General features: G+C 67.8%; 17 protein-coding genes and 2 pseudogenes. 14 read left to right on the top strand and 5 right to left on the bottom strand.

Annotated features, from left to right (window positions below):
• The first annotated feature begins 255 nt into the window (after positions 1-255).
• Complete coding sequence (locus OHB12_RS23745; protein ID WP_327110789.1) at positions 256-846, top strand: alpha/beta hydrolase family protein; 591 nt, start codon at positions 256-258, stop codon at positions 844-846.
• A 67-nt stretch (positions 847-913) separates the two neighbouring features.
• Here OHB12_RS23745 and OHB12_RS23740 read toward each other — a convergent pair whose 3' ends face one another.
• The 3 genes from OHB12_RS23740 to OHB12_RS23730 all read right to left on the bottom strand — a co-directional run bounded on the left by OHB12_RS23740 (position 914) and on the right by OHB12_RS23730 (position 4,219).
• On the bottom strand, positions 914-1,588 hold the full coding sequence (locus tag OHB12_RS23740) for a class I SAM-dependent methyltransferase (protein ID WP_327110788.1): 675 nt from the start codon (positions 1,586-1,588) through the stop codon (positions 914-916).
• 213 nt (positions 1,589-1,801) lie between these two features.
• Positions 1,802-3,013, bottom strand: coding sequence for an erythromycin esterase family protein (locus OHB12_RS23735; RefSeq protein ID WP_327110787.1), 1,212 nt, complete (start codon positions 3,011-3,013; stop codon positions 1,802-1,804).
• Positions 3,014-3,112: 99 nt separating this feature from the next.
• Positions 3,113-4,219: a DUF4185 domain-containing protein gene (locus OHB12_RS23730; RefSeq protein ID WP_442799835.1), complete on the bottom strand. Its 1,107-nt coding sequence runs from the start codon at positions 4,217-4,219 to the stop codon at positions 3,113-3,115.
• Between the two features lie 426 nt (positions 4,220-4,645).
• Here OHB12_RS23730 and OHB12_RS23725 point away from each other — a divergent pair, with 426 nt between their 5' ends.
• Genes OHB12_RS23725 through OHB12_RS23715 form a run of 3 tightly spaced genes read left to right on the top strand, consistent with a single transcriptional unit; the run spans position 4,646 to position 7,259 of the window.
• Positions 4,646-6,178 (top strand): acetyl-CoA acetyltransferase, encoded by a 1,533-nt coding sequence (locus OHB12_RS23725; protein ID WP_327110786.1) that lies wholly within the window; start codon positions 4,646-4,648, stop codon positions 6,176-6,178.
• On the top strand, positions 6,175-6,612 hold the full coding sequence (locus tag OHB12_RS23720) for an enoyl-CoA hydratase-related protein (RefSeq protein ID WP_442799834.1): 438 nt from the start codon (positions 6,175-6,177) through the stop codon (positions 6,610-6,612). The genes OHB12_RS23725 and OHB12_RS23720 overlap by 4 nt, the downstream gene beginning before the upstream one ends.
• A gap of 5 nt (positions 6,613-6,617) precedes the next feature.
• A complete protein-coding gene (locus OHB12_RS23715) occupies positions 6,618-7,259 on the top strand; it encodes a TetR/AcrR family transcriptional regulator (protein WP_327110785.1) in 642 nt (213 codons plus the stop codon).
• A gap of 7 nt (positions 7,260-7,266) precedes the next feature.
• On the opposite strand, the gene OHB12_RS23710 is transcribed toward OHB12_RS23715, so the two are convergent.
• Positions 7,267-8,064, bottom strand: a complete 798-nt coding sequence (locus OHB12_RS23710) for an alpha/beta fold hydrolase (RefSeq protein ID WP_327110784.1) — start codon at positions 8,062-8,064, stop codon at positions 7,267-7,269.
• Between the two features lie 142 nt (positions 8,065-8,206).
• Between OHB12_RS23710 and OHB12_RS23705 the strand changes: the two genes are divergently transcribed.
• The 4 genes from OHB12_RS23705 to OHB12_RS23690 all read left to right on the top strand — a co-directional run bounded on the left by OHB12_RS23705 (position 8,207) and on the right by OHB12_RS23690 (position 9,546).
• A complete protein-coding gene (locus tag OHB12_RS23705; RefSeq protein WP_327110783.1) occupies positions 8,207-8,431 on the top strand; it encodes a hypothetical protein in 225 nt (74 codons plus the stop codon).
• Positions 8,418-8,714 carry a hypothetical protein gene (locus OHB12_RS23700; RefSeq protein ID WP_327110782.1) on the top strand — a complete coding sequence of 99 codons (297 nt, stop codon included), beginning with the start codon at positions 8,418-8,420 and terminating at the stop codon, positions 8,712-8,714. Before OHB12_RS23705 ends, OHB12_RS23700 begins: the two co-directional genes overlap by 14 nt.
• Before the next feature lie 147 nt (positions 8,715-8,861).
• Positions 8,862-9,191: a hypothetical protein gene (locus OHB12_RS23695; RefSeq protein WP_327110781.1), complete on the top strand. Its 330-nt coding sequence runs from the start codon at positions 8,862-8,864 to the stop codon at positions 9,189-9,191.
• Positions 9,192-9,378: 187 nt separating this feature from the next.
• The gene (locus OHB12_RS23690; RefSeq protein WP_327110780.1) at positions 9,379-9,546 is read left to right on the top strand and encodes a hypothetical protein; all 168 of its coding nucleotides are present in this window, start codon (positions 9,379-9,381) and stop codon (positions 9,544-9,546) included.
• A 117-nt stretch (positions 9,547-9,663) separates the two neighbouring features.
• Here OHB12_RS23690 and OHB12_RS23685 read toward each other — a convergent pair whose 3' ends face one another.
• Positions 9,664-9,966 (bottom strand): DUF1905 domain-containing protein, encoded by a 303-nt coding sequence (locus OHB12_RS23685; RefSeq protein WP_327110779.1) that lies wholly within the window; start codon positions 9,964-9,966, stop codon positions 9,664-9,666.
• Positions 9,967-10,160: 194 nt separating this feature from the next.
• Here OHB12_RS23685 and OHB12_RS23680 point away from each other — a divergent pair.
• The 6 genes and pseudogenes from OHB12_RS23680 to OHB12_RS23655 form a co-directional block, all read left to right on the top strand.
• Positions 10,161-10,523: pseudogene (locus OHB12_RS23680) on the top strand (acyl-CoA dehydrogenase family protein); the annotation flags it as partial.
• A 35-nt stretch (positions 10,524-10,558) separates the two neighbouring features.
• Positions 10,559-11,073: pseudogene (locus OHB12_RS23675) on the top strand (NADPH-dependent FMN reductase).
• Positions 11,066-11,581: a flavin reductase family protein gene (locus tag OHB12_RS23670; protein WP_327110778.1), complete on the top strand. Its 516-nt coding sequence runs from the start codon at positions 11,066-11,068 to the stop codon at positions 11,579-11,581. The pseudogene OHB12_RS23675 and the gene OHB12_RS23670 overlap by 8 nt, the downstream one beginning before the upstream one ends.
• A gap of 266 nt (positions 11,582-11,847) precedes the next feature.
• Positions 11,848-12,957, top strand: coding sequence for a class I SAM-dependent methyltransferase (locus OHB12_RS23665; RefSeq protein WP_327110777.1), 1,110 nt, complete (start codon positions 11,848-11,850; stop codon positions 12,955-12,957).
• 710 nt (positions 12,958-13,667) lie between these two features.
• Positions 13,668-14,093, top strand: coding sequence for a hypothetical protein (locus tag OHB12_RS23660; protein WP_327110776.1), 426 nt, complete (start codon positions 13,668-13,670; stop codon positions 14,091-14,093).
• 55 nt (positions 14,094-14,148) lie between these two features.
• A complete protein-coding gene (locus OHB12_RS23655; RefSeq protein WP_327110775.1) occupies positions 14,149-14,511 on the top strand; it encodes a hypothetical protein in 363 nt (120 codons plus the stop codon).
• The last annotated feature ends 109 nt before the right edge of the window (positions 14,512-14,620 follow it).

Genomic DNA, 14,620 nt, shown 5'->3' with positions numbered 1-14,620 from the left:
ACGTTGCACCGGCCGTCACCCCACCGGTATGCCCCGACCATCCGGGTCCCACGCCCGCCTCTCGCAACCACACCGGCCCAACCCCCCGCTTCCGAGCGCAGCGAGACCGGGCATTGCCTGTTCGCGGCCCGGCTCGCGTCCGAGCGGCCGACGCGTCCGCGACGAAGTCGCCAGCGTCGGCCGCTCGGACGCGAGCCACAAGGGGGCCGCGAACCCGCCGCGCCCGCGCGGCCAAAAACACAGCTACCGTGGGGTGTGCGAATCGAGACGAGTGCCGGACCGGCTGAGATCGAGCTCGAACAACCCCGCAAACCCGCGTTCCTACTGCTGCTCACGCATGGTTCCGGCGGCGGGGTCGATGCGAAAGATCTTCTCGTGGTGCGTGATTCGGCGCTGCGGATGGGCGGTGCGGTCGCAAGGGTTGTGCAACCGTATCGGGTCGCTGGTCGTCGTGCGCCCGGTTCGGTAGTCAAGCAGGACGAGGCGTGGCTCGAAATCGTCGCCCACCTGCGCGGCCGCAAGCGCATCCCCCTGATCCAGGGCGGGCGCAGCAACGGAGCCAGGGTCGCCTGTCGCACGGCTGTCGCGGCCGGCGCACGCGGCGTGCTTGCGCTCTCATTCCCCCTGCACCCACCCGGAAAACCGGAGAAGTCCCGCCGCGAGGAACTCCTCGCTGCCGGAGCCATCGAGGTAGTGGTCATCAACGGCGCCAAAGACCCCTTCGGTATCCCCGACCCCGCCGACGCCGCCGAAGTCTGTGTCATCCCCGGTCAGCCCCACTCCTTCGGCGCCGGCTTCGACTTCATCGCCGACACCGTCACCCCCTGGCTCGCTCGCTGGTGCTGACATCACGGCTGGCGCATGGCCGCGGCATCGTGGAAGAAAGAGGTCTCCACAACCGCTCGTCGCAGGATCAGTCGGTGGGGCGCGTGGCGATGACGAGGGCGTCGATGGCGTCGCGTGTTTCGGTCGGGCGGAAGACTCGGTCGGCGATGCGGATTCGGATGCGGTGGGCGGCGGCCGCGGGGCCGAGGTCGGCGACGATATCGTCAGGGGTGAAGAGGATGGCCGGGTCCTGTGGGCCGCCGAAACCATCGGTCCGGTTCGTGGTGTCGTGGCCGAGGACGAGCAGAGTGCCTTCCGGAGCGAGCAGGTCGGCTGCCCGGCGAACCACCATGCGGCGCTGCTCGGCGGGTAGATGCAGGAAAACCATGAGGACCAGCTCGAACGGGCCCGTGATGTCCGCCGCGCCCAGGTTGGTGACATCGGTGCACTGCCAGGTGATGCGGCCGCGAACCGAGCGGGACAGCCGCGACGCCACAGTGCGGCCCTTGTCGATCCCGACCTGGGAATAGTCGACGGCGTGCACCTGCCAGCCGTGCGTCGCGAGCCACAGGGTGTTGCGGCCTTCGCCGCAGGCGAGGTCGAGTGCGCGCGGGAGTTCCGGTGGTTCGCTTTCGGGGTCGGCGGGTTGTAGCGGCGTCCGCCGCTCCAACCCGTAGACGTGCTCGACCACGGTGCTGTTCGGCGGTGCGCCCCAGATCAATTCCGCTTGCGCGTAACGCTCGTCCCAATCGGCCGCATCCATGATCCCGAGTCTATTGGCCCCTGACCCGCGTCCGGCCCGCTCAGAAGGATGGCCTGCGTATCCTCCCGCCGATGGCCGTGCGGCGGGCGGCGCAGGTGGATGCCTGCGGGGCCGCTGCGTCGCCCGCCTGATGACTTCGTTCGTGCGACGGTTCAGGTGGATGCTCGTAACACTCAGCGCATCGCCTGGCCGCGATCGCGTTCGTGTAGCTGTTCAGTCGGATGCAGGCAGCCAGTGCACCGGCGTGGTCTCCCGCACGTGGAGCAGCACATCGAACGCGGCGGCGAGCGATTCCACCCGGATGTTCGCGTCGGCATCCTTCGCCGGGTCGTACACGCCGCTGATGGTGCGCGCTTTCGCGGGTCGGTTCAGCCAGCCGCGCACCGATTCGGGCGCGTCGGCGTGCAGGTCCACGTAGTACGCGGGCAGGTCGAGCGCGCCGAGCATGGCGTCGACCAGGTCGGGCAGCGGATCGGGCGCTACGGCCATTCCCAGGTCCCCGTGGTGGAAGCCGATGGCCACCGAGATATATCCAGCACCGAAGTGTTCGCGCAAATGACTTCCCGCGCCGCGGAATTCGGCCGAACCCATGGCGAGGAGGGGGACGTTGGTCGTGTGGGCGAGCCCGTCCCAGTAGGCGATCTTGGCGCCCGTCGTGCGCTGCCACTCGATCAGCGTTTCGGCGGAGGGCCGCTCGTCGCGGGCGAAACCGCCCTGGCCCGCGACGCTCTGCTCATGGAAGTCATGGATCAGGCGCGCGTGGGTGAGCGCGGTGGCGCGTTCCTGCGTGTCCGGCAGTGCTTCGAGCAGCGCGATCGCGGCCCGCGCGTGTTCGACGAAGGGACGGCCCGGGTGGATGCCTTGGTGTTGCTGGACATGCTCGTCGACCTGGTGCGCGGTGCGGATCAGCGCGAGGTGTGCATCGATCGGGGCCAACTGCTCCGGTGCGGTTTCGCGCACGTAGGCGAGCACCGCGTCGTAGTCGCTCGGCTCGGCCAGTGGCGGTTCGACACCGAAGATCCGCACCGGATCGGCCGGATGGGCGAGGTTGTACGCACGAATCCACCGCAGTGCCGCGACTGTTTCCCCGGTTCGCCACGGCCGCCACGCGCCGGCGAGCACAGTTTCGGGATCGCTCGCTCCCGTGGTGACGAACCGATCCCAGCGTGCGCCGGAGCGCGCGGTGTCCTGGATCGCCAGTGCGCGGAACCCGTGCCGCTCGACCAGGGCGCGGAACACCCGCTCCCGCACCCCGAAGGTCTGCCGGGAGAACCGTGTCGACTCGCCTAGCCCGACGACCGTGGCGGGGCCGAGCAGTGCGAGCAGCGCGTCGAGGTCCGGTCCGGTGAAGGCGGGATCGGTGCTGTCGACCGCATGGGCGTTGGCACCGAGCCATGCGTGGACGTCGGTGGTGGTGGTGACCATTGTTCCTCCCGAAAACGAAAACGATGCAACGCGGCTCAGCCTCATACATGAACCATGATTGAGGTCAAGAACCGTGTTGAACCGGGAGGGCTCCGAGTACTACAGCGTCGTGCGCATCAAGACGACGTTGTATTGGCTGTGCACGGTGGTAAGGAAGTACAGATCGCGCCCGGTTTGGTACGGGAAAATCGATGGCGCGTACGCGGTCGGCAATTCCCTGGTATCGATCAGCACCTCGGGATCACTCCACGGACCCGCGGGCGAGGACGCTCGGCGCATGACCACGGAATTGAAGGGATCGGTGGTGAGCGAGATGAATTGTCCGAGATAGGAGTTGTATCTCACCGAAAGTTCACCGACGCCCCACATGATCGGCACTGCGGCATTCACATCGTTCTTGCGCCAGCCCCGGCCGTCCCAGTATTCGTATTCGCGGAGATTCTCGATGTCGGTCTCGCGGACGCGGGCGATGTAGGCAGCGTGGTTGCGCCCGGGGCTGGTGCCGTATTCGTAGACGTATCCGCCATCCTTCATGAAGGCGTTCATCTGGAAATTTGCGTCCGCGCCCTCGTTCGGTCGCCGCGTGGCCGACAGGTCGGCCCAGGTCTCGCCGTTGTCACCGGAGGCGGCCAGGCCGGAGAAGTTGGTGCTCCACTGGCCGACGTCGTCCCAGCTCTTCACCGACATCATGCTCATGTACTGCACGCCGTTGACCGAGATTCCCGCGGTGGGGATCCGGCTGATCTCCAGGAACGGAATCTTCGGGCTGGGAATCAGGTCGCGAGCCTGGCCGAACACATCCCGGACCACACTGTCGAAAAAGATGCCATTGGCCGGATCCTGGGTGTGGCTGCGGACGAGGATATTGCTGCGCCAGGCCCATGCGCTGCCCGCGAGCAGGTTCGGGAGACCGATGCCCGCGCTGTCACCGAAAGCGGTGAGCATTTCGCCATGCCCGTTGTCCCACATAATGCCGAGATCGGTGCCGAGCACATTGTAGTCCTGGGTGTTGTTCGGACTGGCCATGCCGGTCACCTGGAAGACCGCCCTGCTGCGGCCGACCAGATTCGGCAATCCATTGGTGCCGTTGAGCACCGGAATCGGATTGATCGCGTTCGGATTGGCGATGGCGGGGGTGCCTGCCGTGAAAAGCAAGGCCGAGACACCGGTCAGCGCCGAAATCAGTATGGATACGGTCTTGGTCAATGTCTGTGAGCCCTCCGGTTCTTGCCGAGAGCAGTGCGAAACGCAGACGTCCCGCGATACACAGACCCTTCGCAGTGTGCCACGCACCACTTTTCGACTGGCTGGCGAATCGTCAGAATGCTAACAGCGAAATTTGTCTCGGACCGGCGGATCGCCAGCTGACTTCGCTGAATATTTGCTGACAGCCTTCTGGGGATCCGGTGGCGGGTCGCGCACTCGAGGGCGCCGTGCGCGGTCGAGGTGTTCCGGCCGGTGCGGGTGACGTAGGCACGGTCGCTGTCGAGCCACAGCGCGATGTTGGTGTTCATTCTCAGAAATCGCTCGTGAGACGGTAGTCCTTCCGGACCTGTTGCCCCAGCCTCGGGCCCTCTGTTCTAATCGGACTCGAGTTACCGTCAATACTGACGGTTCTGGAGCGGAGGAATAATGCTGCCAGCCGGAATGGACCCGAGGACGCCGGTGCTTGTCGGTGCCGGGCAGGTCGTGCACCGGCCTGGCGAGCCGGGCTTGCCCGGGCCGGTCGAACTCGCCGCCGAATCCCTGCGCCGTGCGGCCGCCGACAGCGGCGTCGGCGCCCGGCTGCTGCGCTCCGCGGACCTGATCGCGGCCGTTGCTCCGGTCAGCCGTCCGTACGGCGACCTCGGCGCGCTGGTCGCCGCCGACCTCGGCGCCACTCCGAAACGGACGGTGCAATCGGTGCGCTTCGGCGGCGACGCACCGCAGCGGTTGCTCAATACCGTCGCGCAGGACATCGCCGACGGACGATCGGACGTCGCGCTGATCACCGGCGCAGAAGCGGTGGCCTCCTGGAATGCCGCCGCTCGCACCGGCGCGGTGCTGGACTGGCCCGAACAGCCGGAGGGCACGCGGCCCGGCGCGACCGTCGGCTCGAACCGCGCACCCAACTCGGACATGGAGACCGCCGCGGGCCTGTGGGGCCCGGTCTACTTCTACGCCCTGATGGAGACGGCGCTGCGCCACCGGCTCGGGCTGAGCGAAGCCGCGCACCGGGAGCGAATCGGCGGGCTGTGGTCGCGGCTGTCCGAGGTCGCCGCGCGCAATCCCTACGCGTGGCAGCCCGCCGTGCGCTCGGTCGCCGACCTCGTGACGCCGACGCACGCCAATCGGACGGTATCGACGCCGTACCCGAAGCTGCTGGTCGCGAACCTGTCGGTGGACTTGGGCGCCGGACTGATCCTGTGCAGCGCGGCCGCCGCCGACGCGGCAGGCGTGCCGAGGGACCGTTGGGTCTTCCCGCACGGTGGCGCGACCGCGACCGACGAGTGGTTCGTCTCCGAGCGTGCGGACATGGCTGCCTCACCCGCCATCGCGGTAGCGGGCGGCGCGGTGCTCGGCGCGGCGGGCATCGGCATCGACGAGATCGCGCATATCGATCTCTACTCGTGTTTCCCGGTGGCTGTGCAGGTCGGCGCGGAGGCGCTCGGCCTGTCGATCGATGACCCGGCGCGGCCGCTGTCGGTCACCGGCGGGCTCACCTTCGCGGGCGGCCCGGGCAACAACTACACCACCCACTCGATTGCGACGCTGTCCGGCTTGCTGCGCGACGACCCGCACGCCTACGGCCTGACGACCGCGCTGGGCTGGTACAGCACCAAGCACGGTGTCGGCGTGTATTCGGCCGAGCCGCCCGCCCGGCTGTTCCGTGCGGTCGAAGTGGACGTCCCCGCGGCGCGACGCGATCCGGAGCCCGGGTATACCGGTCCCGCGACGGTCGAGTCCTATACCGTCGCCTACCGCAAGGGCCCGGCGCCGGACCACGCCGACGAGCCGGAAGCCGTTGTGGTGAGCGCGCTGACGCCTGCGGGCACCCGCATACTGGTTCGGGCGTCCGATGCCGACACGATCGCGGCGTGCACCGACGGCGACCCGCTCGGCGCGGCCGTCGACATCGCCACCGCGGACACGTTCACCTTGCTCACCGAGACGAGCGTCCAATGAATTCAGCGTCGCAGCGCGACTCGATGAGGGGTGGTGGCCGGGAGGCGGGTGGGCTCGACCCGGTACTCGTAGAACGGCGTGACGCGATCACCGTGCTGACCGTCAACCGGCCCGAGGCGCGCAACGCCATCGATCTCGCTACCGCGCAGGCCATCGAGGCCGCCGTCGACGAGTTCGGGGCGGACGACGCCGCGCGCGTGCTCGTGCTCACCGGTGCGGGTGGAACCTTCAGCGCCGGAATGGATCTCGTCGCCGCCTCGAAGGGTGAGATGCCGATGAGCAAGCGGATCATCGACGAGTCGCCGGACTGGTCGGTCGAGGAGGGTTTCGCGAAGCAGGGCGAGATCGCCTTGCCCGCGCTGTTCTCCAAGGATGCCGCCGAGGGTGCGCTCGCGTTCGCGCAGAAGCGCGACCCGCAGTGGCAGGGACGCTGAGGGCCGTGTCGGATCGCGTCCGGGATACGCAGGCACAGCGCACGGCGCGTATGCGCACCCGACTCCTGGACGCGGTGGTGGAGAGCCTGGTCGAGGTCGGCTACGCGGGCACGACCACGCTCGCGGTGCAGAAGCGGGCCGGGGTGCCGCGCGGGACCCTGCAGCATCACTTCCCGACCAAGGCCGATCTGCTCGCCGGTGCTGTCGAGCACGTCGCTGCTCGCCGATTCGCCCAGCTGACCAGCGAATTCGGGGCGATCCCTCCGGATGCGGACCGGCTGGCGACGGCGGTCGAGCTGACCATCCGAATGCTCAGCGGCCCCTCGTTCTGGGCTGCGCTGGAGATGCGGGTCGGCGCGCGGACCGACCCGGAACTGCTCGCGGCGTTCCTGCCGCTGGAGTCCCGGTTGTTCGAGTTGATGCACAACAGCATTCGCGACATTTTCCGCCATGAGTTCCCCGACGATCCACGCGTGCCGACGATCACCGAGTTCACCATCGAGATCATGACCGGGCTCGCTCTGCGCGTGCTGCTCACCGGTGAACAGGACCGGAACCGAATTCTCCAGCATCGGTGGGGAAACGCGGTGCGCGTGTTGCTGGGCGCGGCTGACGCGGACACCCTGCTCGACCCGCCCGCTCGATGAACTGACGCTACCGCTCGCGCTCGATCGTCTCGCGCAGGACCTGCGCGCAGCTGGAGGGGTCGTCGGAAAACGGGGAGTGCCCGCTCCCGTGCAGCGTGACGTGCCTTGCGTTCGGCAGCACGCCGCGAGCCCTGCGGCTCTGCGTCGCATAGGTGAGCAGGATGTCGCGGGTGCCCCACGCGACGGTGACCGGAATGTCGGCCAGCGCACCGATTTCATGCAGTTCGGCGTCGGCGAACGAGGCGAGCGCCGCATCGAACCCGGTGGCGTCCGCGGCGCCGATCGCGGTGCCCACCGCCACCTGGGCGTCCAGTGCCCAAGGTTTACCGAAGATCAGCGCCAGGAAGGCGGTCCGGCCCACCGCCGTGCCGAGGACGGACGGCAGTGCGGGCCGCATCATGCGCGCGAGCGCCCGTGACTTGCCCAGTGACTGCTGGCACCAGACACGACCCGCGGTGTGCCAGAAGCCGATCGGCGAGTACGCGGTGACCGAGCGCGCCAGACCGCGCGCCCCCAGATTCAGCGTGATCAGCCCGCCCATCGAGTTGCCTGCCAGGTGCGGGTGATCGACACCTTGCGCGGCGAGGAATTCGGCGAGCGCGTCGGTGAGGGTGTCGACGGTGGTGTGCGCGAGCGCGGCCGACCCGCCGAACCCGGGCAGGTCGACCGCGATGACCTCGTGTGACGTGGCGAGGGTGTCGATGATCGGCTCCCATATCTGCCACCGGCTACCGACTCCGTGCACCAAGACGAGTGGGTCCCCCGCGCCGACCCGGTGATGGTGCAACGTCGTCATGGTGGTCATCCCCACTCGTCGTCGTCCGAATGGACCCACCCTAACAGCAGTCACCAGCCATCAGTTCGGATCCGCGGGGCTCCTCGGAACGCCTGCCACATCAGCAGAAACCGTGCGCTGAGATGCCCCGAGTAGCGGTACGATAATTGGTATGGCAACGCGTAAGGTCACCCTTTCGCTGGACGCGGCCGCCTGGTCCTACGCCGAGCAGGCCGCGGCCCGCGCGGGTATGTCGCCCTCGGCATGGATATCGAAGGCCGCGCGCCGCGAGGCGGTGCGCGCGGGCGTCGGTCCGGTGTCGGATGTGAGCTCCGAGGCCGCCGCGGACGCGGCCGAGCTGGCGGCCGCCGAGGAGGCGATGCGTGCGTCGGGGTGAACTGTGGATCTACAACCCGCATGGTTCGCCGCGTCGCCGTACGGTCGTGCTCATCAGCAGTGACGGAATCAACGAATCTCCCCGCCCGTGGTTGATCGCCGCCGAGGTGGTCGACGAGGACCCGCAGGACATTCTCGCAGTTCCGGTGCAGGAGCACGGCTGGGTGCACGCGGGAAACATCGGGCGCATCTTCCGCGGTTGGCTGGCCGAGCGGGTCGACGTGGTGGACAGCGACACTGTGGAGCGGCTCGACACCGCGCTGCGGGCTGCGATGGATCTGTGAGACCCGATAGGCCGGTGCAACGCGTTGTGCGAGAACGTAACCGGCATCGATCGCCGCGAACGGCTACCGTCTAGCACGGCACGGCATTATGGTGGCCACGCCCCCCGAGTGGGAATTCGACGGAAGAGGAGTCAGGTGCGGATCTGCATGATCGCCGCTGCGCTGATCGCGCTGCCGGTGCTCGCGGCATGCGGCAGCGACAAGGACACGGCAGCGCCTACGGTGACGCAGGCCGAGCTCGCCAAGTCACTGCACGACAAGGGCCTCAAGAACCAGCAGCTCGCCGACTGCGCCGCGAAGGTGTTCGTGGATCAAGGGATTTCGCAGGCCGGTTTGCGGGTCATGATCAGCGACAAGTACGACGCGAAGGCCGCCGACCAGGAGACGCTGGGAATGAGCAAGGAGGACGCGGACAAGGCGCGTGCCGCCAGCGGTCGGATCGCCAGCGAGTGCATGTCGGCGGCGCAGCCGCGCTGAGCGAACTGCCGGTACGGTATCGGTCGAGCGGCGTCGATCAGCTTCCGCGACGGCGCCGATCAGCCTTTCCGAGGGGTGCTCGGGCAACCTCTCCAAGGGCGCTGACCAGCGGACTCGATCCACCGGACCGACAATCCGCGATCCGCGTAGCGAACCGTACCGGGTGACCACGGCGGGCGCCTCAGAGGTGACCGCCGCGATCGGCCAAGGGTTCGTCGGCGTCCTGCTCGGCGCGCTCGGCCTCGGCTTCGGCGGCGTGATCATCGGTGTACTGGTGATCGTTGTGGTGGCGGTCAAGCGGCGCGGGAGCAAGCGCAGAGGCTGGTGCCCGCCATCAGGACGCCCGGTCGAATAGTGAGCATATGAGACATACGCAGGGCAGTCGCCGTCGTATGGATGGCGCGAGCGTGTGCCGAACTCGTCGGCAGGCTCGCAGGATGACTGCTCGGCCAGGGACCGCCGTGCCGGCGCCTCACAACGCGACGGTGAGTTCGATCCGCGCAGCCGAACCCGTCGCCAACCCCTCGGCGGCGCGCACCGCCTTCTTCACCGGCAGCACATAGGTCGCGCGTGACTTGTCGGGAAACAGCGATGTCGACCAGCGGCTCTTCCCGATGACCACGTGCACGCGCACCGCGCCGAAGCCACCCGCGCGATGCGCGTACCGTTCCTCGATCTCGTCGGCAATATCCTCGGGCAGCGATACGAAGTGCCACGCGGCGTCTCCTTGGTGTTCCCACACCTCCGCCGTGAACGAATACCGCGATCCAGCCACGCGGCAACTCTAACGAGGCGCACCGACACCAACCGCCGCACGGCATTTCGATCGCGCTGCGTGCAACCCGTGAGCGTGTCGCAGGGGTGCGCGATCGTGGGGTGATGACATCCATCGAGGCGAAATCCACCACAGACTCCGAACTGGATGCGATCTTCGGGCCGCTCTTCGACCGGATCGCCCAAGGCGCGGTCCCGCTGCTGATCCAACGCTTCGGTGAGCTGTCCGTCGCGGTGACCGCCGCTGAGGCGACGTTGTCCGCCGCGGGGTGGTCGGTCGGCGCGGCCACCCGCACCGAACCCGGCGCGGATCGCGCAGCACAGGCATCGCTGGCCGTCGCGACCGCCAAGGTGCTCGCCGACCGCGCGGCCAACGACGTGTCCGCCGCGCTGTTCGAGGTCGGCGGCACGCGCAGCGCCGCGGCGGATCTGAACTTGCACCACTTCTGGCGCAACGCGCGCGCACATACCCTGCACGACCCCGTGCGCTGGAAGTACCAGCACATCGGCCGTGCCCTGCTGAACGGCACGGCGCCGCCGTTGCACGGCGTGCTCTGACCGCCGAGCAGCATGTGAGCGAAAAGGATACGAAAGTGACAGTGACCGTTGTCGTCGGGAATCCGAAGCCCGCCTCTCGCACCCTGACCGCGGCCACACTGGTCGCGAAGGGGCTCCGCCCGGACGTGGACGCCACCGTCATCGATCTCGTCACGTTGGGTCCGGGTCTGCTCGCTGGGGTGACCCAGCGGTGGCCGAGGCGGTGCGCACCGTGGCGGACTCGGAACTCGTGGTGTTCGCCAGCCCCACCTTCAAGGCGACCTACACCGGGCTACTGAAGTTGTTCCTCGAGCAGTTCTACGGCGGCACCGGGCTCGCGGACGTGCTCGCGGTGCCTGTGATGCTCGGCGCGGGACCAGGCCACGCCCTGGCTCCCGACCTGCTGCTCAGACCCGTGCTGGTCGAGATCGGTGCCACGGCCGCCCTTCCTGGGCTCTACCTGTCCGACCGCACATTCCATGAGGACGGCGAAATCGACCGGTACAGTGATCGGTGGCGCCCCGTCGCCCAGGCACTGACCACCAGCTCGAAGGCTGCGAATCATGCATGACCAGTTCGAATTTCCTGCCAACGGAGCAGGTCTCCGTCGCGCGTTCGCCAATTTCCCCAGCGGTGTCGTCGCCGTATGCGCCGAAATCAACGGGACCCCATATGGTCTCGCTGTCAGCACCTTCGTCCCCGTTTCGCTCGACCCGCCGCTGGTCTCGTTCTGCGTGCAGAACTCCTCGGCGACCTGGCCCAAGCTCGCGGCCGCGAGCCACCTCGGTCTGAGCCTGCTCGGCATCGACCAGCAGGCCGCTGCCCGCTCGCTCGGCGCTTGCGACGGCGACCGCTTCCGCGACATCGATCTGCACCGCGGCTCCGGCGACGCCGTCTTCATCGATGGCGCCTCCGCCTGGATCGAGGGCGTCCCCGAAGCCAACGTTCCCGCGGGCGACCACGCCGTCGTCATCCTCCGCATCCACCGCATCGCCACCCGCACCGACGTAGACCCCCTCGTCTTCCACGGCAGCCGCTTCCGCCGCCTCCACGCGGAACCCGCGAACGGCGCAGCCTGATCACCCGCGAGCGGACCCGATCCGGCTCCCGTGCACCCGGGGCGGGTCGGCTGTGCCGCAGTGCTCACGCTGTGGGAGACTCACATGTCTCTCTGAAAGGCCCGATCATGACCCTCGGCATGGTTCTCGGCGACTCCCCGCGCACTTCGGCGTGGGTGTAGAACAGCTTTGAGCTGATTCCTGTGCGTACCGCACAGGTCTTTTTCGTGACTCCTCGTCGAAGTGCTTTTCGCACCTTTGCACGTTCGATCACGAGGAGTACACCAATGTCCACCGCTTCCTGGACCGAAGACAACACGTTCCGATCCGCTCGTTGGCATTCCGAAAGTGTCACGCCGCCACCGAATTCGGTGGTCGTCGCCGATGACCGGATGACCGCCGACGCCGCCTGTCGCCTGGCTCGTGCCGGGACCGGCCTGCTGTGGCGGGGTGACTTCCACAATGCCAAGCAGCTGTTGCAGGCGATGGGGAGGCGGGTCGATCGCAACATCGTGCTCGGTGCCGATCCGGCCGAAGCGTTCCGCCGGCATCGTGCGGCGCGCCACCGCCGTGCGCGGGTGCTCGGCAAGCTGCTCGTTCTACTCGAGGACGATCATTCGCTGGAGTTGCGCCGCGCTCCAGACGTGCGGCGGGCATGCCGGGAGGCGTACGGCGTGCCGCACGAGCGCACGGTAGTCGCGCTCACCGAGTTGCTCGGTGTCCTGGGTGCAGCGCAGTGGCGAGAAAAGGGCGTGCACGTGCCCGCCCTCGACGCCTGTATCCATCCGCACTACGGCGTGTTCTCCCCGGTCCGCGGCGAGTACGTCGATCTCGTCGCGCAGGCGCCACTGCCCGAAGAGGTCCACACCGCGTTCGATCTCGGAACCGGGACGGGCGTGCTCGCCGCCGTGCTGGCTCGTCGAGGATTCGCCCGAACCGTGGCCACCGACAGCAGTACCCGCGCCCTGTCCTGTGCCCGCGCCAATCTCGATCGGTTGGGCTTGACATCGGTCGACGTCGAGGGCCCGACACTGTTTCCCGAAGGCAAGGCCGATCTCATCGTCTGCAATCCGCCCTGGATCCCGGCCACGCCGACCTCAGCGCTGGAAAGCGGCGTCTACGACGAGAACTCGTCCATGCTCCACGACTTCCTTTCCTGCCTCCGTGCACACCTTCGCCCGGGTGGCGAAGGCTGGCTGATCCTCTCCGACCTCCCCGAACACCTCGGTCTCCGAACCCGCCGCGAACTGCTCGACCGCATCGCCACCGCAGGCCTACACCTAGCCGCCCAACTCGACACTCGCCCCACCCACCCCCGGGCCCACAACCCAACCTCCCCCCTCCACACCGCCCGCGCCGCCGAAAAAACCTCTCTCTACCGTCTGCTACCCCGTTGAGTGGCACATCAGGGAGGCGCCTCGCGCGATTCGCCTCGTCCATGTGCCGCTCGTCGGTCGGATCAACTATCGAACTGTTCGGATGAGGTCAAGCCCTCGACGAATGACGCGAAATCAGGGGCGAGGAAGAGGACATCGCCATCCTGGGATTCGATCTCCACGACCGATGGCTCACCCGTTCTGCCGCAGGCACGGTAGTCGAGCGCGATCCATCAGTGCCCGTCGCCGTTCAGGAGCACGACCGGGGCGGGAAGTTCCCACTCTTCCACCAGATCCGGCGTCTCCAGGATCGAGAGGCAGTGATCGCTGTCGCGGATCCCTCAGGCCCCCGCCGCCGCCCGTCTGCTTGATGCCGATAACCACCGCGCGCTCGTCACACCTACCCGAGGCTCCGCTCGCAGTGATCGCCGCTGGTCAGGGCCTGTTGTGAACGGCCAGCCGCTCGAGCGCGACTCGACGACCGCTGTCCAACGCCACCATGCGTGAGACCGGCGGCGCCTAGCCGCAGCGCTCGCTGGAGCGGCTGCGAGGCCGGCTCCAGCGCAGGTACGCGATGTCGGTGAGATCCATCGTCGGATGAGGCGGCCCGCTCATTGTGGTAGTGCGGTGAAGCACTCGTACATATGGCCGTTTTCGGAGGGACCCCTCCAGTTCGGCAGGTGAATCGACGGGCCCGTTCGGACAGGCATGCGGGTGGCATGATGCGCGGTATGACCTGCCTCACCCGAGCGGCGCTTCTCGCCGCCATCGTTGCCGCTGCGCTTGCCGGATGCTCGACCGACAAGGAGCCCGCCGCGGCGCCCGCGAGCAGCACACCCTCGGTGCGCGCGAGCAGCGTGGCGGTTTCGGAGCCGCCGCCCTACACGCACGAGATCGTCGGGAAGGAGATCCGCGTATCGACCGCGAGCGCGGACCCGAAGGACCTGCTCGACACGTATTACAAGGTCGCTCGCACGTTGCGAGGTACGTTGCCGGAGGGCGGTTACTGGGTGCGGATCTACTGCAACACCGGCGGTATCGAGGAGGCCGACCACCGGCTTGCGAACGGGAGCATCGGCGTCGGCGAGCTCGGTGTCGCGCAGGTGGGTGGTCTTGGTGGTTTCGACGGCGTTGTGCCGGGCGCGCACTGCCCGTGATGCGCCCGCTGCGCCCTTGTCCAGAGACGCGGGGTTGTCCATTGCCCCCGAATAGTTGGCGACTCCATCTCTGCAACCCGCTGAAACCAGCCATACCGTTGCCGCGTGCCCCGATACACCTTCACCCGGCCTCAGCGACGACGTCACCGCCGTCGACACCGCAGACGGCTTCGAGGTGCGGCACGAGGAGTTCGACGCCTACAACGGCGCGCGCTTCCACATCGTTTCCCTCTCCCAGGGAGAGCTGCGTGTCCGCCTCGAACTCGACGCCGACACCGGCTGCTGGAACACCGCCGTCGGCCCCACCAGCGAAGCACGCACTATGCCCGCCTGGCTGGTCAGCATCGGCCCCAGCGGCAGCGAATACTCCGCACAGCTCATCGTTCACGCGCCACGTGGGCGCAGCTCGTTGAGGTGAACGTCTGATGCCGATCCTTCGCGCGAAGCCCGTTGAGATCACAGGCATTCAGTACACCGGCGACAACGTCCACGAGATCAACCGAGCATTGATCTTTGAGGCGGTGAAT

The sequence above is a fragment of the Nocardia sp. NBC_01730 genome, from assembly GCF_035920445.1.
Lineage (GTDB): Bacteria > Actinomycetota > Actinomycetes > Mycobacteriales > Mycobacteriaceae > Nocardia.
Note: the sequence above shows the minus strand (reverse complement) of the source record. Positions and strands in the feature narration are given on the sequence as shown.